Below are 20,360 nucleotides of genomic sequence, written 5' to 3' on the forward strand. Positions count from 1 at the left end.
CGGCGGCTGCAATCACACGCCCGAACGGAGATGTCCGCCCAGGCGCATGACATTCAGCAGCCCTTACTTCGCAGCGGCAAGGCCGGGATCGCCCTGCTTCTCGAAAGTCTGGATTTCCTTGTTGTAGTACTGGCCGTCGCCGCCCTTGGCGACTTCTCGCAGATAGATGTTCTGCGTGATATGCCGGCTTTCCGGATCAATGCTCACCGGACCGCGCGGACTGACCCAGGACAGACCCTTCACGGCATCGACTGCCTTCTGCGCATCCTGCTTGCCGCCGGTCGCCTCGATCATCTTGTAGATGACATGCATGCCATCGAAGGCGCCGACGGCCGGGAAGGTCAGTTCGGCGGGATTGCCGATCGCCTTGCCGGCAGCAGCAACGAAGGCCTTATTTTCGGGCGAGTCATGCGAGATCGCGTAGTGGAAGGTCGTCTGCATGCCAAGCGCCGCATCGCCAAGCGCCGGCAGATCGGATTCCTGCGTCAGGTCGCCAGGCGCGAACAGCTTGATGCCCGCCGTCTTCAGACCGTTCTCGTTATAGGCCTTGACGAAACCAAGCGTCGTCGGGCCTGACGGCAGGAAGGCGAAGACACCCTGCGCGCCGGAATCCTTGATGCGCTGCATGATCGGGCTGAAATCGTTGGTCGACAGCGGCATGCGGATCGCCTGGACCACTTGACCTCCCTGCTTCTCGAAACCCGCCTTGAAGGCATTTTCTGCATCGACGCCGGGACCGTAATCGCTGACGACGGAGATGACCTTCTTCACGCCGGCGTCATAGGCAACCTTGGCGATCGGCGTCGAGGTCTGCCAGGTGGTGAAGGACGTGCGCACCACGAACGGGCTCTTGGTGACGATCGCCGAGGTCGCGGCATTGAAGATCACCATCGGCACGTTGGCCTGCTTGAGGATCGGCGTCACCGCCATGGCATCTGGCGTGAAGTAGAAGCCGGCGAGATACTGGACCTTCTCCTTGACGACAAGTTCCTGGGCGAGCGACTTCGATTGGGCCGGATCGGCGGCAGGCAAATCGCGATAGATCACCTCCACCTCGTCGTTGCCGACCTTCTTCCCATTCATGGCCATATAGGCGTCGATGCCGGCCTTGAAATTCTTGCCCTGCAGCGCGAACGGGCCGGAAAACGGACCGATGACACCGACCTTGATGGTGTCGGCATAGGCAGCGCCGCCAAGAGCAACGGCCGCAATGGCGGCCAACACAAACCGTTTCATTTTTTCTCCTCCCGGCAGCCGTTTCTTGTGCCGCCCTTGATCGTTTAAATTCTGATCATCGCCAATTTCTCATAGGAAAAGGTGATGTAAAATGAAATAAAACCTTCCATCCATACTTATTCGGTTATGATTAGCGGTAAATATCCTACGCCGCGACAGTTCCCAGACGCTTGATCATGCCGATCAATTGCAGGGCATGGCGCAGCGACACTGCCGTCGCCACCACCATGGGCGGCAACAACAGCCATTCCAATGCCCAGGCGGCGCCGGAGCGCTCCTGCTCGTGCACAAGTGATTGGTGAATGCCCGAAAGCTGCACCGCATTGAAGCGGGCAAGCGTGACCAGCGTTTCGGCCGCGACCGGGTTTTGTTTGTGCGGCATTGCCGATGAGCCACCGCCGCCGGCAAGCTCGATCTCGTCGCCCGCCTGCGCCAGAAGTGCGACATCCTGGCCGATCTTGCCGAGACTGCCCGAGATCATGGATAAGAGCCCGGCAAGCTCGGCAATGCGCGCCCTTTGGCTCTGCCATTGTGGCTCGTCCGTCAGGCCGAGCGCCTGTGCCAGCGAGCTCCTGATTTCGGCCGCTTGCGGCCCGAATTTTTCAAGCGTACCGGCCGCACCGCCGAACTGCAGTGGGAAGGTCTCCTGCGTCAGCCGGTCCCGATACTGATCGAGCGGATGCTGCCATGCCCGCAGCCGATCGGACACCGTGATCGCAATCGCCGCCTGCATCCGGGTGCGGCCCATGAGCCTGTTCGATCCGAAACGCTCATCCAGTTTGGCAAGCGCGGAGGATACGGCGAAGAGACGTCCACTCAGGATGAAAGCCGCCGCCTTCAGCCGCATCATCAGGCTAGTGTCTATCACGTCCTGGCTGGTGGCGCCGAAATGGACATATTTGCCTGCATCTTCGCCGACCGCCTCGCGCAGCTGCCGAACAAGATCCGGCGCGACGACACCATCCGACGCCGTTGCCGTCTTCAAGCTCTGCAGATCGGGCTCGAACCCGTTGCAGACCTCGGCGATATGCGCAGCCGCGTCCTGCGGGATCATCCCATGCTGCGCCTCGACCTCGGCAAGGGCCGCTTCGAAGGCAAGCATGGCGCGAATCTCCGCCTTGGCGGAGAAATATCCGGCAATCTCCTCGTCACCAAGGAGACCAGACAGGAACGGATGGTCGAAGGGAGAAACGCTCATGGTCTATATATCGAGGAAAACCGTTTCTTTGTCGCCCTGCAAATGGACATCGAAGGTGTAGACGGAGTCTTCTTTGTGGGCGATCAGCGTTGCCAAACGTTCCTTGTGTTCGATGCGCGCAAGCAAGGGGTCTTCGGCGTTCGCTGCAGTCTCTTCCGGGAAATACATGCGTGTGTGCAGGCCGATGTTGATGCCGCGCGCCACGATCCAGACGGTAATGTGCGGCGCCATCTTGCGGCCATCCTTGAAGGGAACACGGCCGGGCTTGATGGTCTCGAAACGAAAAACGCCGTCGGCCGAATTGGTCGGGCAACGTCCCCAGCCGGTAAAATTCGGATCGGCCGTACCCCGCAGTTCCGACGGGCTGTTGTAAAAGCCGGCGCTGTCGGCCTGCCAGATCTCAAGAACGGCATCCTTGACCGGTGCTCCCGCACCGTCGAGGACTCTGCCCGTCACCGTGATGCGCTCGCCGAGCGTCTTGTCGTTGACCATGACGGAGCCGAGATCGGTTTCGTAGACACCGCCGATCTCGCTGTAATTCGGCGTCAGGCCGATGTGGACGTAAGGGCCTGCCGTCTGCGACGGCGTTTCCTTGAGGTAGCCGAGTTCCTGTACCATCAATTGCCCTCCAGCCGGTTTTCGAACAGGGTCGACCGGCGACCGCGCAGCACGATATCGAATTTATAGGCGCGGGCATCCATTGGGATCGTATTGCCCCAGTCGAGCGGAGCAATCAGCTGCTCGATCGCCTGTTTGTCGGGGATCGTGCCGACGATCGGACATTTCCAGATCATCGGGTCGCCCTCGAAATACATCTGCGTGATCAACCGTTGCGCAAAACCATGGCCGAAGACGGAGAAGTGAATATGCGCCGGGCGCCAGTCGTTGACGCCGTTCGGCCAGGGATAAGCGCCGGGGCGGATGGTGCGGAAGGCGTAGCGCCCTTCGTCATCGGTGATGGCGCGGCCGCAGCCACCGAAATTCGGGTCGATGGCGGCGAGATAGGTTTCCTTCTTGTGGCGATAGCGACCGCCGGCATTGGCCTGCCAGAACTCGAGCAGGACGCCCGGCACCGGCCGGCCGCGCTCGTCGAGCACGCGGCCATGCACGATGATCCGTTCGCCGATGGCGCTTTCGCCGGGCCTGGCGAAATTATGGATGAGGTCGTTGTCCAATTCGTTCAATATGGAATGGCCGAAGACCGGCCCGGTGATTTCGGAGATGGTGCCGTCGAGCGAAAGCAATGCGCGCTGGGGAGAGCGCAGCACGGAGGTCTTGTAGCCCGGCGAAAAGGCCGGCGGATGCCAGGCGCGATCCCGGGCAAAAAAGGCGCCCGTTTCGGGCTTGCTGTTGCTTCTATCGGACATGTCTGCCTCGCTTCATGCCGCCTGTTCGGCGTCCATCTGTTCAAAAACCTGCTTGGCGATCTTGATCGCATGGTTGGCCGCCGGCACGCCGGCATAGATCGCCACATGCAGAAGCGCCTCGCAGATATCGTCGCGCGTTGCGCCGGTGTTACGCGTGGCGCGCACATGCATGGCCACCTCATCAGCCTGACCAAGTGCGGCCAGAAGCGCGATCGTGACGATCGAGCGTTCCCGCCGGCTGAGCGTCGGGCGCGACCAGACATGTCCCCACGCCGCTTCGGTAATCAGATCCTGAAAAGGCTGATCGAATTCCGTCACTCCCTGCTGGGCACGATCGACATGGCTGTCGCCGAGAACGGCGCGTCGGGTCGCCATGCCTTGCCGATAGCGCTCGGACGGCGCAGTGGGGTCATTCATCAGGCTTGTTCTCCATGCAAGACGACGTCAACGAAGGCACGGATGACTTCGGTCAACGCCTCGGGTTGTTCGACGCAGGGGATATGACCGGCGTCCTTGATCACTTCATAACGTGCATTCGGAATGAGCTTTGCCGTCGAAAGCACCAGCTCGGGCGGGGTCGAGCCATCCTGATCGCCGACGATGCAGATGGTGGGCACGGCGATCTTGGCCGCGGCTTCGGTTAAGTCGGCATCGCGAAGAGCCGCGCAGGTGGCGGCATAGCCCGCAACCGGCTGGCGGATCAACATGTTGCAATAGCCGGCAAACGCGATGTTTTCCGGGCGGCGGAAGGCGGGCGTGAACCAGCGCTCCATGACCGCATCGACGATCGATTCGATGCCGTCAGCCTCGACCTTGGCGATGCGAGCGTTCCAGCTTTCGGCCGTGCCGATCTTGTGAGCGGTGTCGCAGAGGATCAGCGCCTGCACCAGATCTGGGCGACGCTGATAGAGCGACTGCGCGATGAGCCCGCCGACCGACAGGCCGCAAATGATGGCATTCTTGACCGAGAGGAAGTCGAGCAGGCCGGCAAGGTCGGTGGAGTGATCCTCGATCGAATAGGGCATCTGGCCGACATCGGAGAGGCCATGGCCGCGCTTGTCGTAGAGCACGATGGCGAAATCGCCGGCCAGGCGCACGATCACATCCCGCCAGATCCGGAAATCGGTACCGAGCGAATTGGCAAAGACAAGAACCGGCTTGTCGGCGGGGCCACCAATGATCTGATAATGGATCGTGACGTCGTTGATGCGGGCAAACTGCACTGGAAATCTCCTCGGAGGCGAGATTGGATGTATAATCTGGTTAGGTAAAATGATATTTCTTTGCTCTACGATAACTCCAGGGTTATGAGTGAGTATGCTCGACGCACGCATCAAGTTCCGCCATCTGCAAACCTTTGTCGAGGTTGCGCGCCAGAAAAGCGTGATCAAGGCGGCGAGGCTGCTGAACATCAGCCAGCCGGCGGTGACGAAAACCATCCGCGAACTGGAAGAAGCGCTCGGCGTCGCCGTCTTCGAACGCGACGGGCGCGGCATTCGCATTACCCGCTACGGCGAAGTCTTTCTCCGCCATGCCGGCGCGGCGCTAACGGCACTCAGGCAGGGTCTCGATTCCGTCTCGCAGGAGCGCTCCGGCGAAGCACCACCGATCCGCGTCGGCGCGCTGCCGACGGTTTCGACACGGATCATGCCGCGGGCGATGGAATTGTTTCTCAAGGAGGAGACCTGGAGCCGCATCAAGATCGTGACGGGCGAGAACGCGGTACTTCTGGAGCAGTTGCGCATCGGCGATCTGGATCTCGTCGTCGGCCGATTGGCGAGCCCCGACAAGATGACGGGCTTTTCCTTCGAGCATCTTTACTCCGAGCAAGTTGTCTTTGCCGTCAGGGCGGGCCACCCGTTGCTGTCCGGCAGGCAATCGCTGTTTGCCGATCTCAACCGCTACACAATCCTGATGCCGACGCGCGGTTCGATTATCCGTCCTTTCGTCGAGAGCTTTCTGATCGCCAATGGCGCCGGCGGATTGCCCAACCAGATCGAAACCGTTTCGGACTCTTTCGGCCGAGCCTTCGTGCGCTCGAGCGACGCCATCTGGATCATCTCAGCCGGCGTCGTCGCCGGCGATGTCGATGACGGGCTGCTGGCGCTTTTGCCGATCGATACCAGCGAAACGAAGGGTCCCGTGGGATTGACCGTTCGTACCGACGCCATCCCCACCCTGCCCTTGTCGATCCTTATGCAGACCATCCGGGAAGCGGCCAGCGAGGTTGCTAGGAAGCTTTGAGGCCGGCTCAGAAGGCCGGACAGTTGCATATGAAATAAAAGGGGCCCCTCTCCCCGTTTACGGGGCGAGGGAGCGGCCTCGCCAAACCCCTTCGCCCCGCGTGCGGGGAGAAGGTGGACTTGAACAGTCAAGCGAAGCGAACTGTGAGAGGACGGATGAGGGGCTTACCCCTTCCATATGCGATTGCCCTGCTTCAGAGCGGAAGGCCGACATAGTTTTCCGCAAGTGCGGTCGAGGCAGCGCGGGAATGGGTGAGATAGTCGAGCTCGGCTTCCTGGATCTTCTGGTCGAAATCGTTGGTATCGGGAAAGCGGTGCATCATCGTCGTCATCCACCAGGAGAAGCGCACTGCCTTCCAGACGCGGGCGAGCGCACGGGCGGAATAGGCATCCAGTCCGGCATTCGAGCGGTCCTGATAATGCTCGGCAAGACCCGAAAACAGGTAATGCACATCGCTGGCCGCCAGATTGAGTCCCTTGGCGCCGGTCGGCGGCACGATATGGGCGGCATCGCCGACAAGGAAGAGACGGCCGAAGCGCATGGGTTCGGCCACGAAGGAGCGCAGCGGCGCGATCGATTTTTCGAAGGATGGCGCCGTGACCAGAGCCTCCGCATGGTGGGCGGGCAGCCGCCGCCGCAGCTCGTCCCAGAAGCGGTCGTCGCTCCAGCCCTCGACCTTCTCGTCGAGCGGACACTGAATGTAATAACGGCTGCGCGTCATCGACCGCATCGAGCAGAGCGCAAAGCCGCGGGGATGATTGGCATAGATCAGCTCATGATTAACGGGGGCAACTTCGGCAAGCACGCCGAGCCAACCGAAGGGGTAGACCTTTTCGAAACTGCGGACCGCCTTTTGAGGAACCTGTTTGCGGCTGACGCCATGGAAGCCGTCGCAGCCGGCGATGAAATCGCAATCGATGCGATGGGAAGCCCCGTCCTTTTCATAGGTCAGATAGGGTGTGTCGCCATCGAAACCGTGTGGCTGGACGTTGGCAGCGTCGTAGATGGTCGGAGCGCCGCTTTCCTCGCGACGCGCCATCAGATCACGGGTCATTTCCGTCTGGCCGTAGATGACGACGCGCTTGCCGCCCGTCAGCCCATGTAGGTCGATGCGATGGTCGCGGCCGTCGAAGGCGAGCGAGAAACCATCATGCGGCAAGCCCTCGGCATGCAGGCGCGCACTGGATTTAGCCTGGTCCAGCAGCCGGACGGTGCCTTCCTCGAGAACACCGGCACGCACGCGGCCGAGAATGTAATCCTTGCCGACACGATCGAGAATGACGTTGTCGATGCCGGCCTCCGTCAGCAGCTGGCCGAGCAGCAGCCCGGACGGCCCAGACCCGATAATGGCGACTTGAGTGCGCATCGTCTCCTCCCATGCGTATCTCTTGGCTCAAGTCTCCTCGGCGCGCGGCAGGTCCGCAATGGACATTTCAAGCAAGAAATTGCACTAATCGAACATGGCGAGGGAGAAGAGCCATGACGAAGACTGTTCCGATTTATGCGCTCTACGGCGAAAATACCGGCAGAAAGCCGGATTTCTGGCTGCATTGCGAGACGATCCCCTCCCGCAGCAGCCTTCATCACTGGGAGATCCGCCCCCACAGGCATGAGAGCTTCTTTCAGATTTTGTACATCGATGCCGGCTCTGGCGACGCGATCTTCGACGGCATCGCGCATGCTTTTACGCCGCCTGCCGTCATCACAGTGCCGCCGCATCTCAATCACGGCTTCCGGTTTTCGCGCGATGTAGACGGCTTCGTCATCACGGTGCTGATCTCGCATCTGAAGACATCTCCGGGTGATCGCAGCAGGCTCGGAGCTTGGCTTGCCGATCCGCATCTGACCTTGCTCGACGCCCGCGACGAAGACGCAGCCCACGTCGCCAGTACGCTGAGACGCCTCGGCGAAGAGTTTGCCAGCCACCGCAACGGCCGCAACGACCTGCTCGACGCCTATCTGACCTCGGCATTGCTGCTGACAGCGCGCATCGCCCAAAAGGCCGATGAAGAATCCAACCCGGGTGACGAAAGTGAACGCCGGATGGAGATGCTGCAGGGTCTCATCCAGAGCCACTTCCGCTCGCACAAGCCTGCCGCCTTCTATGCCGAAAGCCTCGGCATCTCTCCTGCCCATCTCAGCCGCATCGTACGCAGCCGGACGGGGCACGGCGCGCATGAACTCATTGCACGCAAGCTGCTGGATGAGGCCAAACGCGAACTGGTCTTCACTTTCGCGACCGTCCAGGAAATCAGCTACCGCCTCGGCTTTGCCGACCCCGCCTATTTCTCGCGCTTTTTCGTGAAGCAGGCAGGCCAGACACCTCGCGCCTGGCGTATCGAGGAGCGGGAGAGGCTCGGAATGTGACAGCTATCTGAGCAGAAAACAATCGAGCAACCACCCGCCCTCGTGGTTCGAGACGGCCCTTTGGGCCTCCTTACCATGAGGGCTGATCCCCTCACTCCATTGCCAAGAAAGCGGAAGTGACATCAAAAGGCCGCTCGCTCCATCCTCATCCTGAGCTTGTCGAAGGACGAGGATGGCCTCGATGGTCCGAAAGTTAAGGCAGCACCAGCCGCAGCGCCTTCTGCGTCTCTTTGAGCAGCGGCAGAAAGCGCTCGGCCATGTCGGACGCCGCGACATAGGCGGCGGGCGCGCCGATATTGATTGCGGCAACGGTCTGACCGCGATCGTTTTCCACCGGGACAGCAATGGAGCAAAGGCCGATTTCCAGCTCCTGGTCGATGACGGCATAGCCCTGCTCTCTCACCCGACGAAATTCGGCCATCAGCTCCTCCGGGTCGGTCTTGGTATTCGGCGTATTCGCCTTGAGCTCGGTCCGTTCAAGCACCGAACGCGCCTCGCTTTCGGGCAGGGCCGCCAGCAAGACACGGCCCATCGAGGCACAGAAGGCCGGGAGACGGCTGCCCGGCGTCAGGTTGATCGACATCACCCGGCGCTGCGAGGCGCGGGCGATGTAGACGACTTCCGTTCCGTCGAGCACCGAAGCCGAAGCATTCTGCCCTGCGCGCTCGGCCAGCTGGTCGAGATGCGGCTGGATGATGATCGGCAGCGGCGTCGCGGCAAGATACGCGTGGCCGAGCCTGAGGATCTTCGGCGTCAGCGTGAAGAACTTCCCGTCATAGATGGCATAGCCGAGCTCGGAAAGCGTCAGCAGCGAGCGGCGCACGGTGGCGCGGTCGAGCCCGGTCAGCTTCGACGCCTCGGCGATCGTCAGTCGCCGCTGAGTTTCGCCAAAGGCCTCGATGACTTTCAATCCCTTGGCAAAGCCGCTGACGAAATCCGTTTCGCGCATCTGATCCCGCACTTTTGTTGTGTCCATTACGCAGATTCTCAACACTGTCTTTCCTGCAAAATTCACAGTGCGCATCATTTTGCTTTGGTCACTTTGATCCAATTGATCCGTCAACATAAATCCGGCGCCGCGGATCTGTCGACGCCAGCTGGCCAAAAACTGTGTGAGTTGCAGCTACTGCCAAGCATTCTTCCTGCGCAGCGACAACCCGACGCTCTCCTCTTCAGGAATGCTGGGCTAGGCGTCCTGCGACGGCGTGTTCGCTACATATAGTAGGAAATCAGATCGGAAGCTGCTTTGCTCGACCAATCCGGACTTCCGGTGATATATCCGGCGATAATCGTGTCGGGCCGAATTAGAAACGTTATCGGCATCCCAAAGGCCGGCAAAAGCGCTTGGGTTCCTTCCGCGTGACCGCTAAGGACTCCGGCACGATCCAGAAATATAGGCAGGTCGCCAACCTGAAGCTCGTCGACGAAATCGCGCACCCTGTCGGCCTCGATCGTATCGACACTGACCGTCTGAACCGAAAGCCCGCGTCGTCGTTGTCGGGCAAGCTCTGCGAGTTGTTGCAGGTCATCCCTGCAGTTGACGCACCAGCTCGCCCATATGTTCAATAAGAGGACTTCGCCAGCGCGGGCGGTAAGCAATCCAGGCTTGCCGTTCAGCAACGGCAGGCGCACATCAGGCATCTTTTGCGGGGGTGCCATCATGGTGAATTGGCTGCGAACGGTCTCCAGCACCGGAGGGTTATCGAATGACCTGGAAACGGCGCTGGACGGCCTGGTGGCCAAAAGGAGAAGCAAAGACGCAAGTGCCGTCCGCCTGTCTATTTTGCCGAGGACCGCGTCTTTCTTGCTGTTAGGCATGAATATAGCTCCAGCCTTTCTCTTGAAGCTCGACGAGCCGAACAACGCCGAAAGGGACAACCACGACACCGTCGATCAGCGGTAGCTCGTGTCCTTCCTTTTGCTCGGCAATCGTTTTTGAAGAGCCACACATCGAGAGGCTCAACGTCGGGATTGCTTTCCGCAGCATATTCAACGTTTCACCGACAGGCGAGATATCGCTTCTAAACATGGCGATTCCGGCTGCATTGGCGACAATCTCAACGGCGTAGGGTTCGTTCAGCTGGTCGTAATTGCGCGAGATGTTGACCGCACCGCTGATTGCATGCTTCATCAGCGTCTCGTCATTGCTGTCGACTTGGAAGACGACGCGATGAACAGGAGAGCTCGGCTTTTCTTTCGTATAGCCAGACGATGCTGTGAGGATCGCTACGCCTCCGACGAAGCCTTTCAGGAGCGAGCGACGAGGCCGAGGTATCGGTTTCAATTCAAAATGCATTTTCTGAAGCTCCGAGGGAGAATGTTTCGCAAGGCATTTGCGTCATCAGACGCGGAGGACCGACATTAGGCGGGACACAGAACCGTCAGTGAGAGATGTGGGCTTAGTCAGTTTCAGGCATTGCCGGCGGCTCGTGCTGAGTGCACATGCCCCTGTTCCCCGTCACCAGAATATGCGTGCCGATGAAACAAATCTGGATCGCGGATCGGCCTTTGTTGATGACGAGCGCATATCCGCGGCGAGCTGTTTATAAAATCAAGCATCACATCCTCTGCGTACCAAATATCAGTTACGGCCGAAGGCTCCGGCGTGGTCGGTACGAAAGGCTATTGTTAATCAATGATTGATCAAGGTGCGTTTGGTTGATGCAACATCAACTCATAGTGAATGATCGAAAGGCAAGCTGGCCTTCTTCGTGCTGGCACCAGCATTTTTTGACCTCCCAGTTCGCAATCGTTTTGTGCGGTATATGAACAAATATCAAATATCGCACAAAATGATTGCCGCCTAGCCCATGCTGATCTATTCGAAAGGAAGAGGACGGGTCGTCTCAATCCGCCCGCAATGGCAAACGGGAGAATCCGCATGGACAAGACAATCGCGAGCACGGCGGCTGCCGTCTCGGACATCGGCGATGGCGCGACCGTCATGATCGGCGGTTTTGGTGGCTCTGGCGCGCCGATCGAGCTCATCCATGCGCTGATCGACAAAGGCCCGAAGAACCTGACCGTCATCAACAACAATGCCGGCAATGGTCGGATCGGCATCGCCGCCATGATCGATGCGGGCATGGTCAAAAAGATGATCTGCTCCTTCCCGCGCTCATCCGATCCACGCGCTTTCACGGACCGCTATCTGGCCGGAGAAATCGAGCTGGAGCTGGTGCCGCAGGGAACTCTTGCCGAACGCATCCGGGCCGGCGGCGCGGGCATTCCGGCTTTCTACACACCGACCGCCTACGGCACCGAACTTGCCAACGGCAAGGTCATCGCGGAATTCGATGGCCGCCACTATGTTCAGGAACGCTGGCTCAAAGCCGATTTCGCCATCGTCAAGGCTGAAATCGGCGATGTGCAGGGCAATCTCATCTACAACAAGGCCGGCCGCAACTTTAATCCGCTGATGTGCATGGCCGCGACCACGACGATCGCGCAGGTCTCGAAAATCGTCACCGCCGGCGAGCTCGATCCAGAGCACATCATTACCCCCGGCATCTTCGTCAATGGTGTCGTTGAGGTCGCAGATCCGCAGCAGGAAGAAAATCTCATTCGAGCCGGAGTGGCATACGTATGACCATCGACACACGCGAAGACATCAAACTCTCCAACGCCCAGATCGCCTGGCGCGCGGCTCAGGATATCCAGGATGGCGCCTACGTGAATCTCGGCATCGGCTTTCCGGAAATGGTCGCCCGCTACCAGCCTCCGGGTCGTCAGGCGATCTTCCACACCGAAAACGGCATCCTGAATTTCGGCGAGCCGCCGGCGGAAGGCGAGGAAGATTGGGATCTGATCAACGCCGGCAAGAAAGCCGTCACGCTGAAACCAGGCGCCTCCTTCTTCCATCACGCCGATAGCTTCGCAATGGTGCGTGGAGGCCATCTCGATGTCGCGATCCTCGGCGCCTATCAGGTGGCGCAGAATGGCGACCTCGCCAACTGGCGCGTCGGCTCGAAGGGCGTGCCCGCCGTCGGCGGTGCCATGGACCTGGTACACGGTGCCAAGCAGGTTTTCGTCATCACCGAACATGTGACCAAGGACGGCAAGCCGAAACTGGTGGAGGCTTGCACTTTCCCGCTGACCGGCGTCGGCTGCATCACGCGAATTTATACGAGCCACGCCGTCATCGACATCGCCAAGCAAGGTTTCGTCGTTCGCGAGAAACTCGCTGCCATGACCATGGACGAGCTGCAGGCAATGACCGGCGCGCCGCTCCATACCGACCGTCCCGTTGCCGACCTCGTCGTGCCGACGCTCTAAAGCGTATCGCGATCTTTCAGATCCACCCGATATGCTTTAAGCTTATAATATTTCGCATGTCGTTATCGCACGCCGCCACACGTTTTTGTGCGACATGCAGTAGGGAGAAAGACCATGACCGACGCTTTCATCTGTGACTATATCCGCACCCCGATCGGCCGTTTTGGCGGATCGCTGTCCTCCGTTCGTGCCGACGACCTCGGCGCCGTACCGCTGAAGGGGCTGATCGAGCGCAACGGCTCCGTCGATTGGGAAGCAGTCGAGGACGTGATCTACGGATGCGCCAACCAGGCCGGCGAGGACAATCGCAACGTCGCGCGCATGGCGAGCCTTCTTGCCGGCCTGCCGATCTCGGCGCCGGGCACGACGATCAACCGTCTTTGCGGCTCGGGCATGGATGCCGTCATTGCTGCGGCCCGCGCCATCCGCGCCGGCGAAGCCGAATTGATGATCGCAGGCGGCGTCGAAAGCATGTCGCGCGCGCCCTTCGTTATCCCCAAGGCCGACAGCGCCTTTTCGCGCAATGCCGAAATCTACGACACCACAATCGGCTGGCGCTTCATCAATCCCGTCATGAAGAAGCAGTATGGCGTCGACTCCATGCCGGAGACCGGCGAAAACGTCGCCGAAGACTATAAGGTCAGCCGCGAAGATCAGGATGCCTTCGCCGTTCGCTCGCAGGCAAAGGCAGCCGCAGCACAGGAAAACGGCCGACTTGCCAAGGAAATCACCTCGGTCACGATCTCGCAGCGCAAGGGTGATCCGATCATCGTCGGCAAGGATGAGCATCCCCGCGCAACCTCGATGGAAGCGCTTGCCAAGCTCGGCACTCCCTTCAAGAAGGAAGGTGGCACGGTAACGGCCGGCAACGCCTCCGGCGTCAATGACGGTGCTGCCGCGCTCATCATCGCCTCCGAAGCAGCAGCCAAAAAATACGGCTTGACGCCGATCGCCCGCATCCTCGGCGGCGCTGCCGCCGGTGTGCCCCCGCGCATCATGGGCGTCGGTCCGGTTCCGGCCTCCCGCAAGCTCATGGCGCGGCTCGGCATGCGCCAGGAACAGTTCGACGTCATCGAACTCAACGAGGCCTTTGCCTCGCAGGGGCTTGCAGTGCTGCGCGAACTCGGCATTGCCGATGACGACGCTCGCGTCAATCGCAACGGCGGCGCAATCGCGCTTGGCCATCCCTTAGGCATGTCCGGCGCACGCATAACCGGTACAGCAGCTCTCGAGTTGAAGGAAACCGGCGGACGCTATTCGTTGTCGACCATGTGCATCGGCGTCGGCCAGGGCATTGCCATCGCACTGGAACGGGTCTGATCGGCACCATCAGCTGTCGTCCGCCGCCGCATGAGCGGCGGACCGTTAGCCTGAGCAAACCGGCAATTGTCGGCAATATCTGGAACGGCAAAGCCGCTGGCGCGTTTTCCTGCTGCTCAGTGGGAACAATCCATGCCGTCACGCCAGAATTTTCTGAAATCATTTCCGTCAAGCGCCTCCATCATTCTCATTGCCGCCATCCTGTCGCTGTTGATCGCGCAAACCGCTTTCGCAGCCGAGGGACAGAAGGCCGCCCATCCCTCGGAAGGGCTATTTCTGGTCCAGATCATTCTGCTTGTCGTATCGGGCAGGTTGCTCGGCGAATGGATGGTGCGCATCGGCCAACCGTCGATCATGGGTCAGATCATTGCCGGCATCATTCTCGGCCCCTCACTTTTGGGTCTCGTATTTCCCAGCGTGCAGGCAAGCATTTTCCCATCGGATGCAGCCCAGAAGAGCATGACAGATGCGGTTGGTCAGCTCGGTATCCTCTTCCTGCTGCTGCTCGCGGGCATGGAAACCGATCTGGGTCTCGCAAAGCGCCTGCGCAAATCGGCGGTCGGCGTCTCGCTGACGGGCATCGTCATTCCGTTTGCGGCAGGCTTTGCGCTCGGCGAGCTTATTCCGGACGCACTGCTTCCAGATCCCGAGAAGCGGCTGGTCACCTCTCTCTTTCTTGGAACGGCGCTTTCCATCTCTTCGGTGAAGATCGTCGCCTCCGTCGTCCGCGAAATGGACTTCATGCGCCGGAACGTCGGCCAACTGATCGTCGCTTCCGCCATCATCGACGATACTGTTGGATGGGTCATCATCGCCATAACCTTCGGGCTTGCGGAAAAAGGAACCGTCGATCTCACGACGCTGGCAACCAGCGTGATCGGGACGCTGGCTTTCATGGTCGTGAGCTTCACTGTCGGACGGCGGATCGTGTTCGAAATCATCCGCTGGACCAACGACAATTTCCGCAGCGACCTGCCCGTGCTCAGCGCCATCGTTGCGATCATGGGCGGGATGGCGATTATCACCAATCTCATCGGCGTCCATACCGTGCTCGGCGCCTTCGTCGCCGGTATTCTCGTTGGAGAATCTCCAATCCTCACGCGCCAGATCGACGTGCAGCTTCGCGGCTTGACGACGGCGCTGTTCATGCCTGTCTTCTTCGGGCTGACCGGTCTGCAGACCGATCTGACCGTGCTTGCCGATCCCTCCATCTTGTTGCTGACGGCTGCCGTCGTTGTCATAGCGAGCATCGGCAAGTTCGGGGGCGCTTTTGCCGCCGCCAGGTTTGGCGGCTATTCGGCTTCCGAGGCCTTGGCGCTCGGTTGCGGCATGAACGCCAGAGGATCGACGGAAGTCATCGTCGCGACCATCGGCCTATCCATCGGTGTGCTGGACGAAAAACTCTTCTCCGTCATTGTCGCCATGGCGGTCATCACCACGATGGCGATGCCGCCCACACTTCGTTGGGCGCTTGCTCGCCTGCCATTGCGCGAAGAGGAACGTGACCGGCTCGAACGTGAAGAATTTGAAAGCAAAAGCTTCCTCGGAAATTTCGAACGCATACTGCTGACCGTCGATGGTTCGCAAAGCGGCCGCCTCGCGACCTGGATTGCCGCCTTCTTCGCAGTGACGCGCAAGATGCCGGTCACGGTGCTGGATGCACGAGAAGCCGATGAAACTGCAGGCGCGCCCGACGCTACGAGAACCACGCCACCAGCCTCGCAAGCCAAGGCTATAGCCGAATATCTGCGCCAATGCGCAACCGACCTGCTTGCCTCGGCCCCGCCCGAGCAGGATATGGCCAGCGAAGGCGATATCCATGTCACAGTCCGAGAAAGGAGCGACAAGCTCGAAACCGTGGTCGAAGACGTCTCCGGCACCGGCCACGATCTTCTCCTCGCGGGCATAGAACCCACCATGGGAGAAGATGGCCGCTTCAGCCCGTCGCTGCAGGTCATGACAACGGCATTCCAGGGAACTCCTGCGATCATAACGGCACGCGGTTCGCTTCCGAAGCATCCCGGTGATCTGCGGATCCTGCTTCCCGTCAGTGGCACGGAGCGCTCCATCCGCGCCGCCGAATTCGGGATAGCAATTGCCAAGGCGGCAAATGTGCACTGCGCGCTTTTATTGATCGTCGAGCCGCGTCAGGCCAGCGCCATCCCGCGCATCAGCGATCGTGGCAACGACCATCGGGATATTCTGAACAAGGTCGGCACCATCGCAGATTATTATGGTGTGCAGGTCGAAAAAGTCGTGCAGCAGGGACCGTCCCCAGAGCTCTCGATCCTGCGCCATGCGCGCGGCGGCGGATATAACCTGATCGTGCTTGGCGTGAGCAAGCGGGCGAGCGGCAGCCTCTCCTATGGCAGCGTGGCCGACACGCTGCTGCAGACGGCCGACAGATCCTGTATTTTCATAGAAACCGACCTCGCCTCCTCTTCGCAGGCAATTCGTGAATAGGCCGACCCTCACCTTCGGCATGGATCAAGAGAATCAATGAAAGACATCAACGCTATTCATTTTTCCAATGCCGCCCCCTGGGCCATATTGGGCAACAGCATCATTTGACCGAGCGCACCGATGTCCGACCTTGCCCTTTCGCGTGACCATGAAGAAGCCGATACGCGGGAGGGATGGAAGGTCGTTGCCGCCACCCATGTGCTGACGGCCGTGACGTTTGGAGCCGCCTACTCCTTCTCCGCCACCTTGCCTGGGCTTGCCGCAGAGTTCAGCGCCTCTCGCGGCGAGATCGCCCTCGTCTTCTCCATTTCCGCGTTCCTCTTCTATTCCCTGGGCGCGATTGCCGGGCCGCTCGCCGACAGATGGTCGCCGCGCGGCCTGGTTCTTCTGGGGCTTGCCGCCATGATCCTCGGCTATATCGGCGCCAGTCGCGCCGAGTCCCTCTCGTCGCTCTACATCTGGTACGGCTTCGGCGTTGGCCTTGGGATCGGCCTCTCTTACGTTCCGGCTCTTGGCGCCGTGCAATCGTGGTTTGTCCGCAAACGGAGCCAGGCATCGGGCATCGCGACCGCCGGAATTGGCCTTGGCACCCTGATCCTGCCCTTTGCGATCGGTCAGGCTCTTCCATCGATCGGCTGGCGGGGCTGCTTTATCGCGCTGGCTTGCCTCTTTGCCGGGTTTGGACTGCCAGCCGCACTGGTCATCCGCAAGAGGCGCGACCATGCAAACCCGCTCTCGAACCGAGCGAGCAACTCTGCAAATGCTCCCGCTATATGGCGAGACAGCCGGTTCTATCTTTTCTATGTCGTGCTTATTCTGTCGTCGTTTTGCACCTTCATCCCGTATGTCCATATCGTTGCAGCGGCCCAGGACATGGGTCTTTCCATTCAAGACGGAACCACTCTTGTTGGTCTTATCGGCGTCGGCAATGTCGTCGGGCGCTTTTTCCTGGCCGGCCTCGGCGATCGCTTCGGACGACGCCGGCTGCTGGCCGCGCTGACATTCGCAGTCGCTGGGTCCTTTGCGCTATGGGCATCGGCATCAGGCATGATCCAGCTCGCGTTGTTCGCGCTGACATTCGGCATGAGCTATGGCGGTTGCGTTGGCCTTTATCCCGCTGTGGCGGCCGATCTGTTCGGCACACGCAATATCGGCGCCGTCATCGGATACCTCTATACGGCGGTGGGTATCGCAGCCTTGATTGGCCCCACGGCCGCAGGCTTCATTTTCGACCATACGGGCAGCTATTCCGGCCCGATTATCGCAAGCGGCCTTGCCGCGTTCGCAGCCGGTTTCATGGCGCTTCGCCTCAGACACAAATAGCGCGATTATCGGCGAGGATTATCAAAGCGGATAAGCATCCTCGGAGCAGCCGAGCTTTTCATGCAATTCCGGACGGAAAGCCGTTGCGCACTTTTCCTAGAATGGCCCTACAGCTGGGTCGCAATGGCCGCCTTGTCGATGATCGACCAGACGTTCCGGATTCGCCCGTCCAGAAACTCATAGAAGACATTCTCGGCAAATCGCACCCTTCTGCCGTTTACCGCCATACCGAACAGCATTCCCGTCGGCCTACAATCAAATTGCAGGCGGCTTGCGATGCGCGGCGGTTCGCTAATCAACAGAGCGATATCGAAATGAAGATCGGGAATGGCGCGAAAATCGCCTTCGAGCATTTGCCGATAGCCTGATAGCCCGACATGGCCGCCATTATAGTGCACGTCTTCATGGACAAATTTGCCTAGGCGTGACCAATCCTGCTCATTCAGACAGGCAATATAGCCTCTATAGATCTCGGACAGGTCGACGCTTGCCATTCCCATCGCCCTTGGCCTGGTGACCGTCGGCGTCTCAGGCAGATGCCTGCAGACGGCGGCGACCTGCATGCATCATTGTAATCGGATGCTTGAGCACCGGTGCCGGACGGCCGATATGGTATCCCTGAACGGCATCGATGCCAAAGGATTTGACGAGATTGAGTTGCTCCTCGTCCTCCACGCCTTCGACCAGGATGCGATGGCCGCGATTGCGCACCAGACCGATGATATCCTCGAGAAGGATCTTCGCACCGTCGTTGCTTGCCGCATCATGCAGGAAGGATTTGTCGATCTTGACGGTTTCGAACTCCATCAGGCGAAGCCATGACAGTCCGGCAAAACCTGTGCCGAAATCATCCAGCCAGAATTTGATACCGAGCTTCTTCAGATCCTGAATGCTGTCGAGGACATCGGGGCGTATCTCCATATCGACGCCCTCGGTGATCTCGAATGCCACCCGGTGACCGGAAACACCCGTTTCCGCCAGAATAGCGGCGACCTGCGCGGCGAAACCCGGAGCTCTCAGCTGGATCGGGGAGACGTTGATGCTGACAGTGTCGACGATGTCGCGGGTCAGCAAATCACAGCAGGCCCTTCTGATCGCCCAATAGCCGAGCTCCATGATCGCGCCGGTACGCTCCGCTATCGGGATAAAGACTGCCGGAGAAGCATTCGATCCATCGAGCAGCTGCAGGCGCATGAGAGCTTCATAGGCACCGATCTCTCCGGTCTGGAGATATTGGATCGGCTGATAGACCAGCGAAACGAGATTCTGCTGGATGGCGATCTTCAGAATGGCTGCGATATTCTCGCTCGCATCGCCGCCGGGCAACTCGTTCGGATCAAATATTCTTGCACAATTGCGGCCGCTCGCCTTTGCGGAATAGAGAGCGCGGTCGGCTTCGTTGATCACATTCTCCAGCTTCGTACCGACGACATCTCTCGTAATGGTCGCTCCGACGCTCACCGTGACATGCCGGAAGCCGTCCAGACGCTGCGCATGGACGATATCGAGCGCTTCGATCCCCTGACAAATGGCGTCAGCCAGCGCCAGCGCATCCGAGCTGCTTTCCAGATCGAGGATAACGATGAATTCCTCGCCGCCGTAACGTCCGACCGTCGCCCCCAGGGGAGCAACGATGTTCGATAGCGCATTGGCAACCGTCACGAGGCAGTGATCGCCCTCCTGGTGGCCGTAATAGTCATTATACTTCTTAAAGAAGTCGACATCGACCAGCAGGATGGCGAATGCTGCGCCCTTCTCACGCCAGCGATCCCAAAACTGTTTCAGCCTTATATCGGCGGCTCTTCTGTTCTCCATTCCGGTCAGGGAATCGGTAATGGAAAGCCGCAGAAGCGCCTCGCCGCGTTCGGTCGCCTGGCGCTGCTGCAGCTCCGCTTCCCTGGCATTGAGAAAGACGTTGAAACGTTCCTTGTTCAGTTTCCAGTTCACATAGGAGGTGAACACGAAGCAGCACAGATAGAAGGTCGTGAAGGCCAGGCAATAGGCGGCACTGTAGTGAAATTCCGTCATCGATAGCAGGAAAAACGCAAAGATCAAACCGGACGAAACCAGTGCCAAGCCGAATTCAAGACTGAAGAAAAGGTTAACGCCCATCATGAAGATGGCGCCGAAGGCGGCATAATAAGAGAATGCCTCGGCATTGGTCGTCTGCAATGCCGGCAGCAGCCACACGACATATCCAAGAACGACAGCCGCAGCACATGTCGCCTCAAGCTCGCCGGCACGACGCTGCCGCGAAAACTGCATTTCCAGGATCAGAAGCGAAAAGCCACCGATCAGAAACCGCGCAGGGATCGTCACGTGCGAGACGTCGGGAATGAAGACCAGATCCGTGATCAGGAAGAGGACATAAACGGGCACGGCTAGCCACAGACCGCTGCGAGCCAAGGCACGCCGCGCATCGTTGCTATAGGCTTTGTAGAGCGCGCGCAGCTCATCGGAGCGGTTAGTCATGCGAGCTTCGCCCTGACCAAGATCCCTGCTTCCCGACAATCGACGCATGCTCATCATCACCCGAGTTAGCCGAGACTTCATGTCCACCGCGTTAC

19 protein-coding genes are annotated in these 20,360 nt (G+C 59.7%); 7 read left to right on the forward strand and 12 right to left on the reverse strand.

Annotated elements, in window-relative coordinates; translation table 11 throughout:
• Positions 1-63 precede the first annotated feature (63 nt).
• The 6 genes from AC13Q5_RS25800 to pcaD form a co-directional block, all read right to left on the reverse strand.
• The gene (locus AC13Q5_RS25800) at positions 64-1,236 is read right to left on the reverse strand and encodes an ABC transporter substrate-binding protein (RefSeq protein ID WP_488503618.1); all 1,173 of its coding nucleotides are present in this window, start codon (positions 1,234-1,236) and stop codon (positions 64-66) included.
• A 145-nt stretch (positions 1,237-1,381) separates the two neighbouring features.
• Positions 1,382-2,434 (reverse strand): 3-carboxy-cis,cis-muconate cycloisomerase, encoded by a 1,053-nt coding sequence (locus AC13Q5_RS25805; RefSeq protein ID WP_488503619.1) that lies wholly within the window; start codon positions 2,432-2,434, stop codon positions 1,382-1,384.
• Positions 2,435-2,437: 3 nt separating this feature from the next.
• Entirely contained in the window at positions 2,438-3,052 is a 615-nt protein-coding gene (pcaG, locus tag AC13Q5_RS25810; RefSeq protein ID WP_488503620.1) for a protocatechuate 3,4-dioxygenase subunit alpha, read from the reverse strand.
• Positions 3,052-3,801 (reverse strand): protocatechuate 3,4-dioxygenase subunit beta, encoded by a 750-nt coding sequence (gene pcaH / locus AC13Q5_RS25815; RefSeq protein WP_488503621.1) that lies wholly within the window; start codon positions 3,799-3,801, stop codon positions 3,052-3,054. Before pcaH ends, pcaG begins: the two co-directional genes overlap by 1 nt.
• A gap of 12 nt (positions 3,802-3,813) precedes the next feature.
• The gene (pcaC, locus tag AC13Q5_RS25820; protein WP_488503622.1) at positions 3,814-4,218 is read right to left on the reverse strand and encodes a 4-carboxymuconolactone decarboxylase; all 405 of its coding nucleotides are present in this window, start codon (positions 4,216-4,218) and stop codon (positions 3,814-3,816) included.
• The gene (pcaD, locus tag AC13Q5_RS25825; RefSeq protein WP_488503623.1) at positions 4,218-5,024 is read right to left on the reverse strand and encodes a 3-oxoadipate enol-lactonase; all 807 of its coding nucleotides are present in this window, start codon (positions 5,022-5,024) and stop codon (positions 4,218-4,220) included. The genes pcaC and pcaD overlap by 1 nt, the downstream gene beginning before the upstream one ends.
• 94 nt (positions 5,025-5,118) lie before the next feature.
• On the opposite strand from pcaD, the gene pcaQ reads away from it, so the two are divergent.
• Entirely contained in the window at positions 5,119-6,045 is a 927-nt protein-coding gene (pcaQ, locus tag AC13Q5_RS25830; protein ID WP_457882403.1) for a pca operon transcription factor PcaQ, read from the forward strand.
• Between the two features lie 193 nt (positions 6,046-6,238).
• Here the strand turns inward: pcaQ and pobA are convergent, their stop codons facing one another.
• Positions 6,239-7,411: a 4-hydroxybenzoate 3-monooxygenase gene (pobA, locus tag AC13Q5_RS25835; RefSeq protein WP_488503624.1), complete on the reverse strand. Its 1,173-nt coding sequence runs from the start codon at positions 7,409-7,411 to the stop codon at positions 6,239-6,241.
• Between the two features lie 113 nt (positions 7,412-7,524).
• On the opposite strand from pobA, the gene AC13Q5_RS25840 reads away from it, so the two are divergent.
• Complete coding sequence (locus tag AC13Q5_RS25840; RefSeq protein WP_488503625.1) at positions 7,525-8,412, forward strand: helix-turn-helix domain-containing protein; 888 nt, start codon at positions 7,525-7,527, stop codon at positions 8,410-8,412.
• Between the two features lie 193 nt (positions 8,413-8,605).
• On the opposite strand, the gene AC13Q5_RS25845 is transcribed toward AC13Q5_RS25840, so the two are convergent.
• The 3 genes from AC13Q5_RS25845 to AC13Q5_RS25855 form a co-directional block, all read right to left on the reverse strand.
• Entirely contained in the window at positions 8,606-9,361 is a 756-nt protein-coding gene (locus AC13Q5_RS25845) for an IclR family transcriptional regulator (protein WP_457882463.1), read from the reverse strand.
• A gap of 263 nt (positions 9,362-9,624) precedes the next feature.
• Entirely contained in the window at positions 9,625-10,230 is a 606-nt protein-coding gene (locus tag AC13Q5_RS25850; RefSeq protein ID WP_075852723.1) for a TlpA family protein disulfide reductase, read from the reverse strand.
• Positions 10,223-10,543 (reverse strand): DsrE family protein, encoded by a 321-nt coding sequence (locus AC13Q5_RS25855; protein ID WP_488503626.1) that lies wholly within the window; start codon positions 10,541-10,543, stop codon positions 10,223-10,225. The genes AC13Q5_RS25850 and AC13Q5_RS25855 overlap by 8 nt, the downstream gene beginning before the upstream one ends.
• Before the next feature lie 750 nt (positions 10,544-11,293).
• Between AC13Q5_RS25855 and AC13Q5_RS25860 the strand changes: the two genes are divergently transcribed.
• The 5 genes from AC13Q5_RS25860 to AC13Q5_RS25880 all read left to right on the forward strand — a co-directional run bounded on the left by AC13Q5_RS25860 (position 11,294) and on the right by AC13Q5_RS25880 (position 17,793).
• A complete protein-coding gene (locus tag AC13Q5_RS25860; RefSeq protein ID WP_488503627.1) occupies positions 11,294-12,001 on the forward strand; it encodes a 3-oxoacid CoA-transferase subunit A in 708 nt (235 codons plus the stop codon).
• Positions 11,998-12,687, forward strand: a complete 690-nt coding sequence (locus tag AC13Q5_RS25865; RefSeq protein WP_457882409.1) for a CoA transferase subunit B — start codon at positions 11,998-12,000, stop codon at positions 12,685-12,687. The genes AC13Q5_RS25860 and AC13Q5_RS25865 overlap by 4 nt, the downstream gene beginning before the upstream one ends.
• Before the next feature lie 114 nt (positions 12,688-12,801).
• The gene (pcaF, locus tag AC13Q5_RS25870) at positions 12,802-14,007 is read left to right on the forward strand and encodes a 3-oxoadipyl-CoA thiolase (protein ID WP_488503628.1); all 1,206 of its coding nucleotides are present in this window, start codon (positions 12,802-12,804) and stop codon (positions 14,005-14,007) included.
• A gap of 132 nt (positions 14,008-14,139) precedes the next feature.
• Entirely contained in the window at positions 14,140-16,470 is a 2,331-nt protein-coding gene (locus AC13Q5_RS25875; RefSeq protein WP_488503629.1) for a cation:proton antiporter domain-containing protein, read from the forward strand.
• A 120-nt stretch (positions 16,471-16,590) separates the two neighbouring features.
• On the forward strand, positions 16,591-17,793 hold the full coding sequence (locus AC13Q5_RS25880; protein WP_075852728.1) for an MFS transporter: 1,203 nt from the start codon (positions 16,591-16,593) through the stop codon (positions 17,791-17,793).
• Between the two features lie 107 nt (positions 17,794-17,900).
• On the opposite strand, the gene AC13Q5_RS25885 is transcribed toward AC13Q5_RS25880, so the two are convergent.
• Positions 17,901-18,287: an ester cyclase gene (locus AC13Q5_RS25885; RefSeq protein WP_457887981.1), complete on the reverse strand. Its 387-nt coding sequence runs from the start codon at positions 18,285-18,287 to the stop codon at positions 17,901-17,903.
• A 34-nt stretch (positions 18,288-18,321) separates the two neighbouring features.
• Entirely contained in the window at positions 18,322-20,265 is a 1,944-nt protein-coding gene (locus AC13Q5_RS25890; protein ID WP_488503630.1) for a putative bifunctional diguanylate cyclase/phosphodiesterase, read from the reverse strand.
• Between the last annotated feature and the right edge of the window lie 95 nt (positions 20,266-20,360).

It is taken from the genome of Martinezella sp. CNPSo 3964 (genome assembly GCF_057784375.1).

Bases quoted from the DNA above. Each gene is read 5' to 3' on its own strand.
- pcaG (WP_488503620.1), bottom strand. From the start codon at position 3,052: ATGGTACAGGAACTCGGCTACCTCAAGGAAACGCCGTCGCAGACGGCA.
- AC13Q5_RS25865 (WP_457882409.1), top strand. From the start codon at position 11,998: ATGACCATCGACACACGCGAAGACATCAAACTCTCCAACGCCCAGATC.
- AC13Q5_RS25890 (WP_488503630.1), bottom strand. From the start codon at position 20,265: ATGACTAACCGCTCCGATGAGCTGCGCGCGCTCTACAAAGCCTATAGC.
- pcaH (WP_488503621.1), bottom strand. From the start codon at position 3,801: ATGTCCGATAGAAGCAACAGCAAGCCCGAAACGGGCGCCTTTTTTGCC.
- pobA (WP_488503624.1), bottom strand. From the start codon at position 7,411: ATGCGCACTCAAGTCGCCATTATCGGGTCTGGGCCGTCCGGGCTGCTG.
- AC13Q5_RS25875 (WP_488503629.1), top strand. From the start codon at position 14,140: ATGCCGTCACGCCAGAATTTTCTGAAATCATTTCCGTCAAGCGCCTCC.
- AC13Q5_RS25880 (WP_075852728.1), top strand. From the start codon at position 16,591: ATGTCCGACCTTGCCCTTTCGCGTGACCATGAAGAAGCCGATACGCGG.
- AC13Q5_RS25850 (WP_075852723.1), bottom strand. From the start codon at position 10,230: ATGCCTAACAGCAAGAAAGACGCGGTCCTCGGCAAAATAGACAGGCGG.
- pcaF (WP_488503628.1), top strand. From the start codon at position 12,802: ATGACCGACGCTTTCATCTGTGACTATATCCGCACCCCGATCGGCCGT.
- AC13Q5_RS25805 (WP_488503619.1), bottom strand. From the start codon at position 2,434: ATGAGCGTTTCTCCCTTCGACCATCCGTTCCTGTCTGGTCTCCTTGGT.
- AC13Q5_RS25845 (WP_457882463.1), bottom strand. From the start codon at position 9,361: ATGCGCGAAACGGATTTCGTCAGCGGCTTTGCCAAGGGATTGAAAGTC.
- AC13Q5_RS25860 (WP_488503627.1), top strand. From the start codon at position 11,294: ATGGACAAGACAATCGCGAGCACGGCGGCTGCCGTCTCGGACATCGGC.
- AC13Q5_RS25800 (WP_488503618.1), bottom strand. From the start codon at position 1,236: ATGAAACGGTTTGTGTTGGCCGCCATTGCGGCCGTTGCTCTTGGCGGC.
- AC13Q5_RS25855 (WP_488503626.1), bottom strand. From the start codon at position 10,543: ATGAAGCATGCAATCAGCGGTGCGGTCAACATCTCGCGCAATTACGAC.
- AC13Q5_RS25885 (WP_457887981.1), bottom strand. From the start codon at position 18,287: ATGGCAAGCGTCGACCTGTCCGAGATCTATAGAGGCTATATTGCCTGT.
- pcaQ (WP_457882403.1), top strand. From the start codon at position 5,119: ATGCTCGACGCACGCATCAAGTTCCGCCATCTGCAAACCTTTGTCGAG.
- AC13Q5_RS25840 (WP_488503625.1), top strand. From the start codon at position 7,525: ATGACGAAGACTGTTCCGATTTATGCGCTCTACGGCGAAAATACCGGC.
- pcaC (WP_488503622.1), bottom strand. From the start codon at position 4,218: ATGAATGACCCCACTGCGCCGTCCGAGCGCTATCGGCAAGGCATGGCG.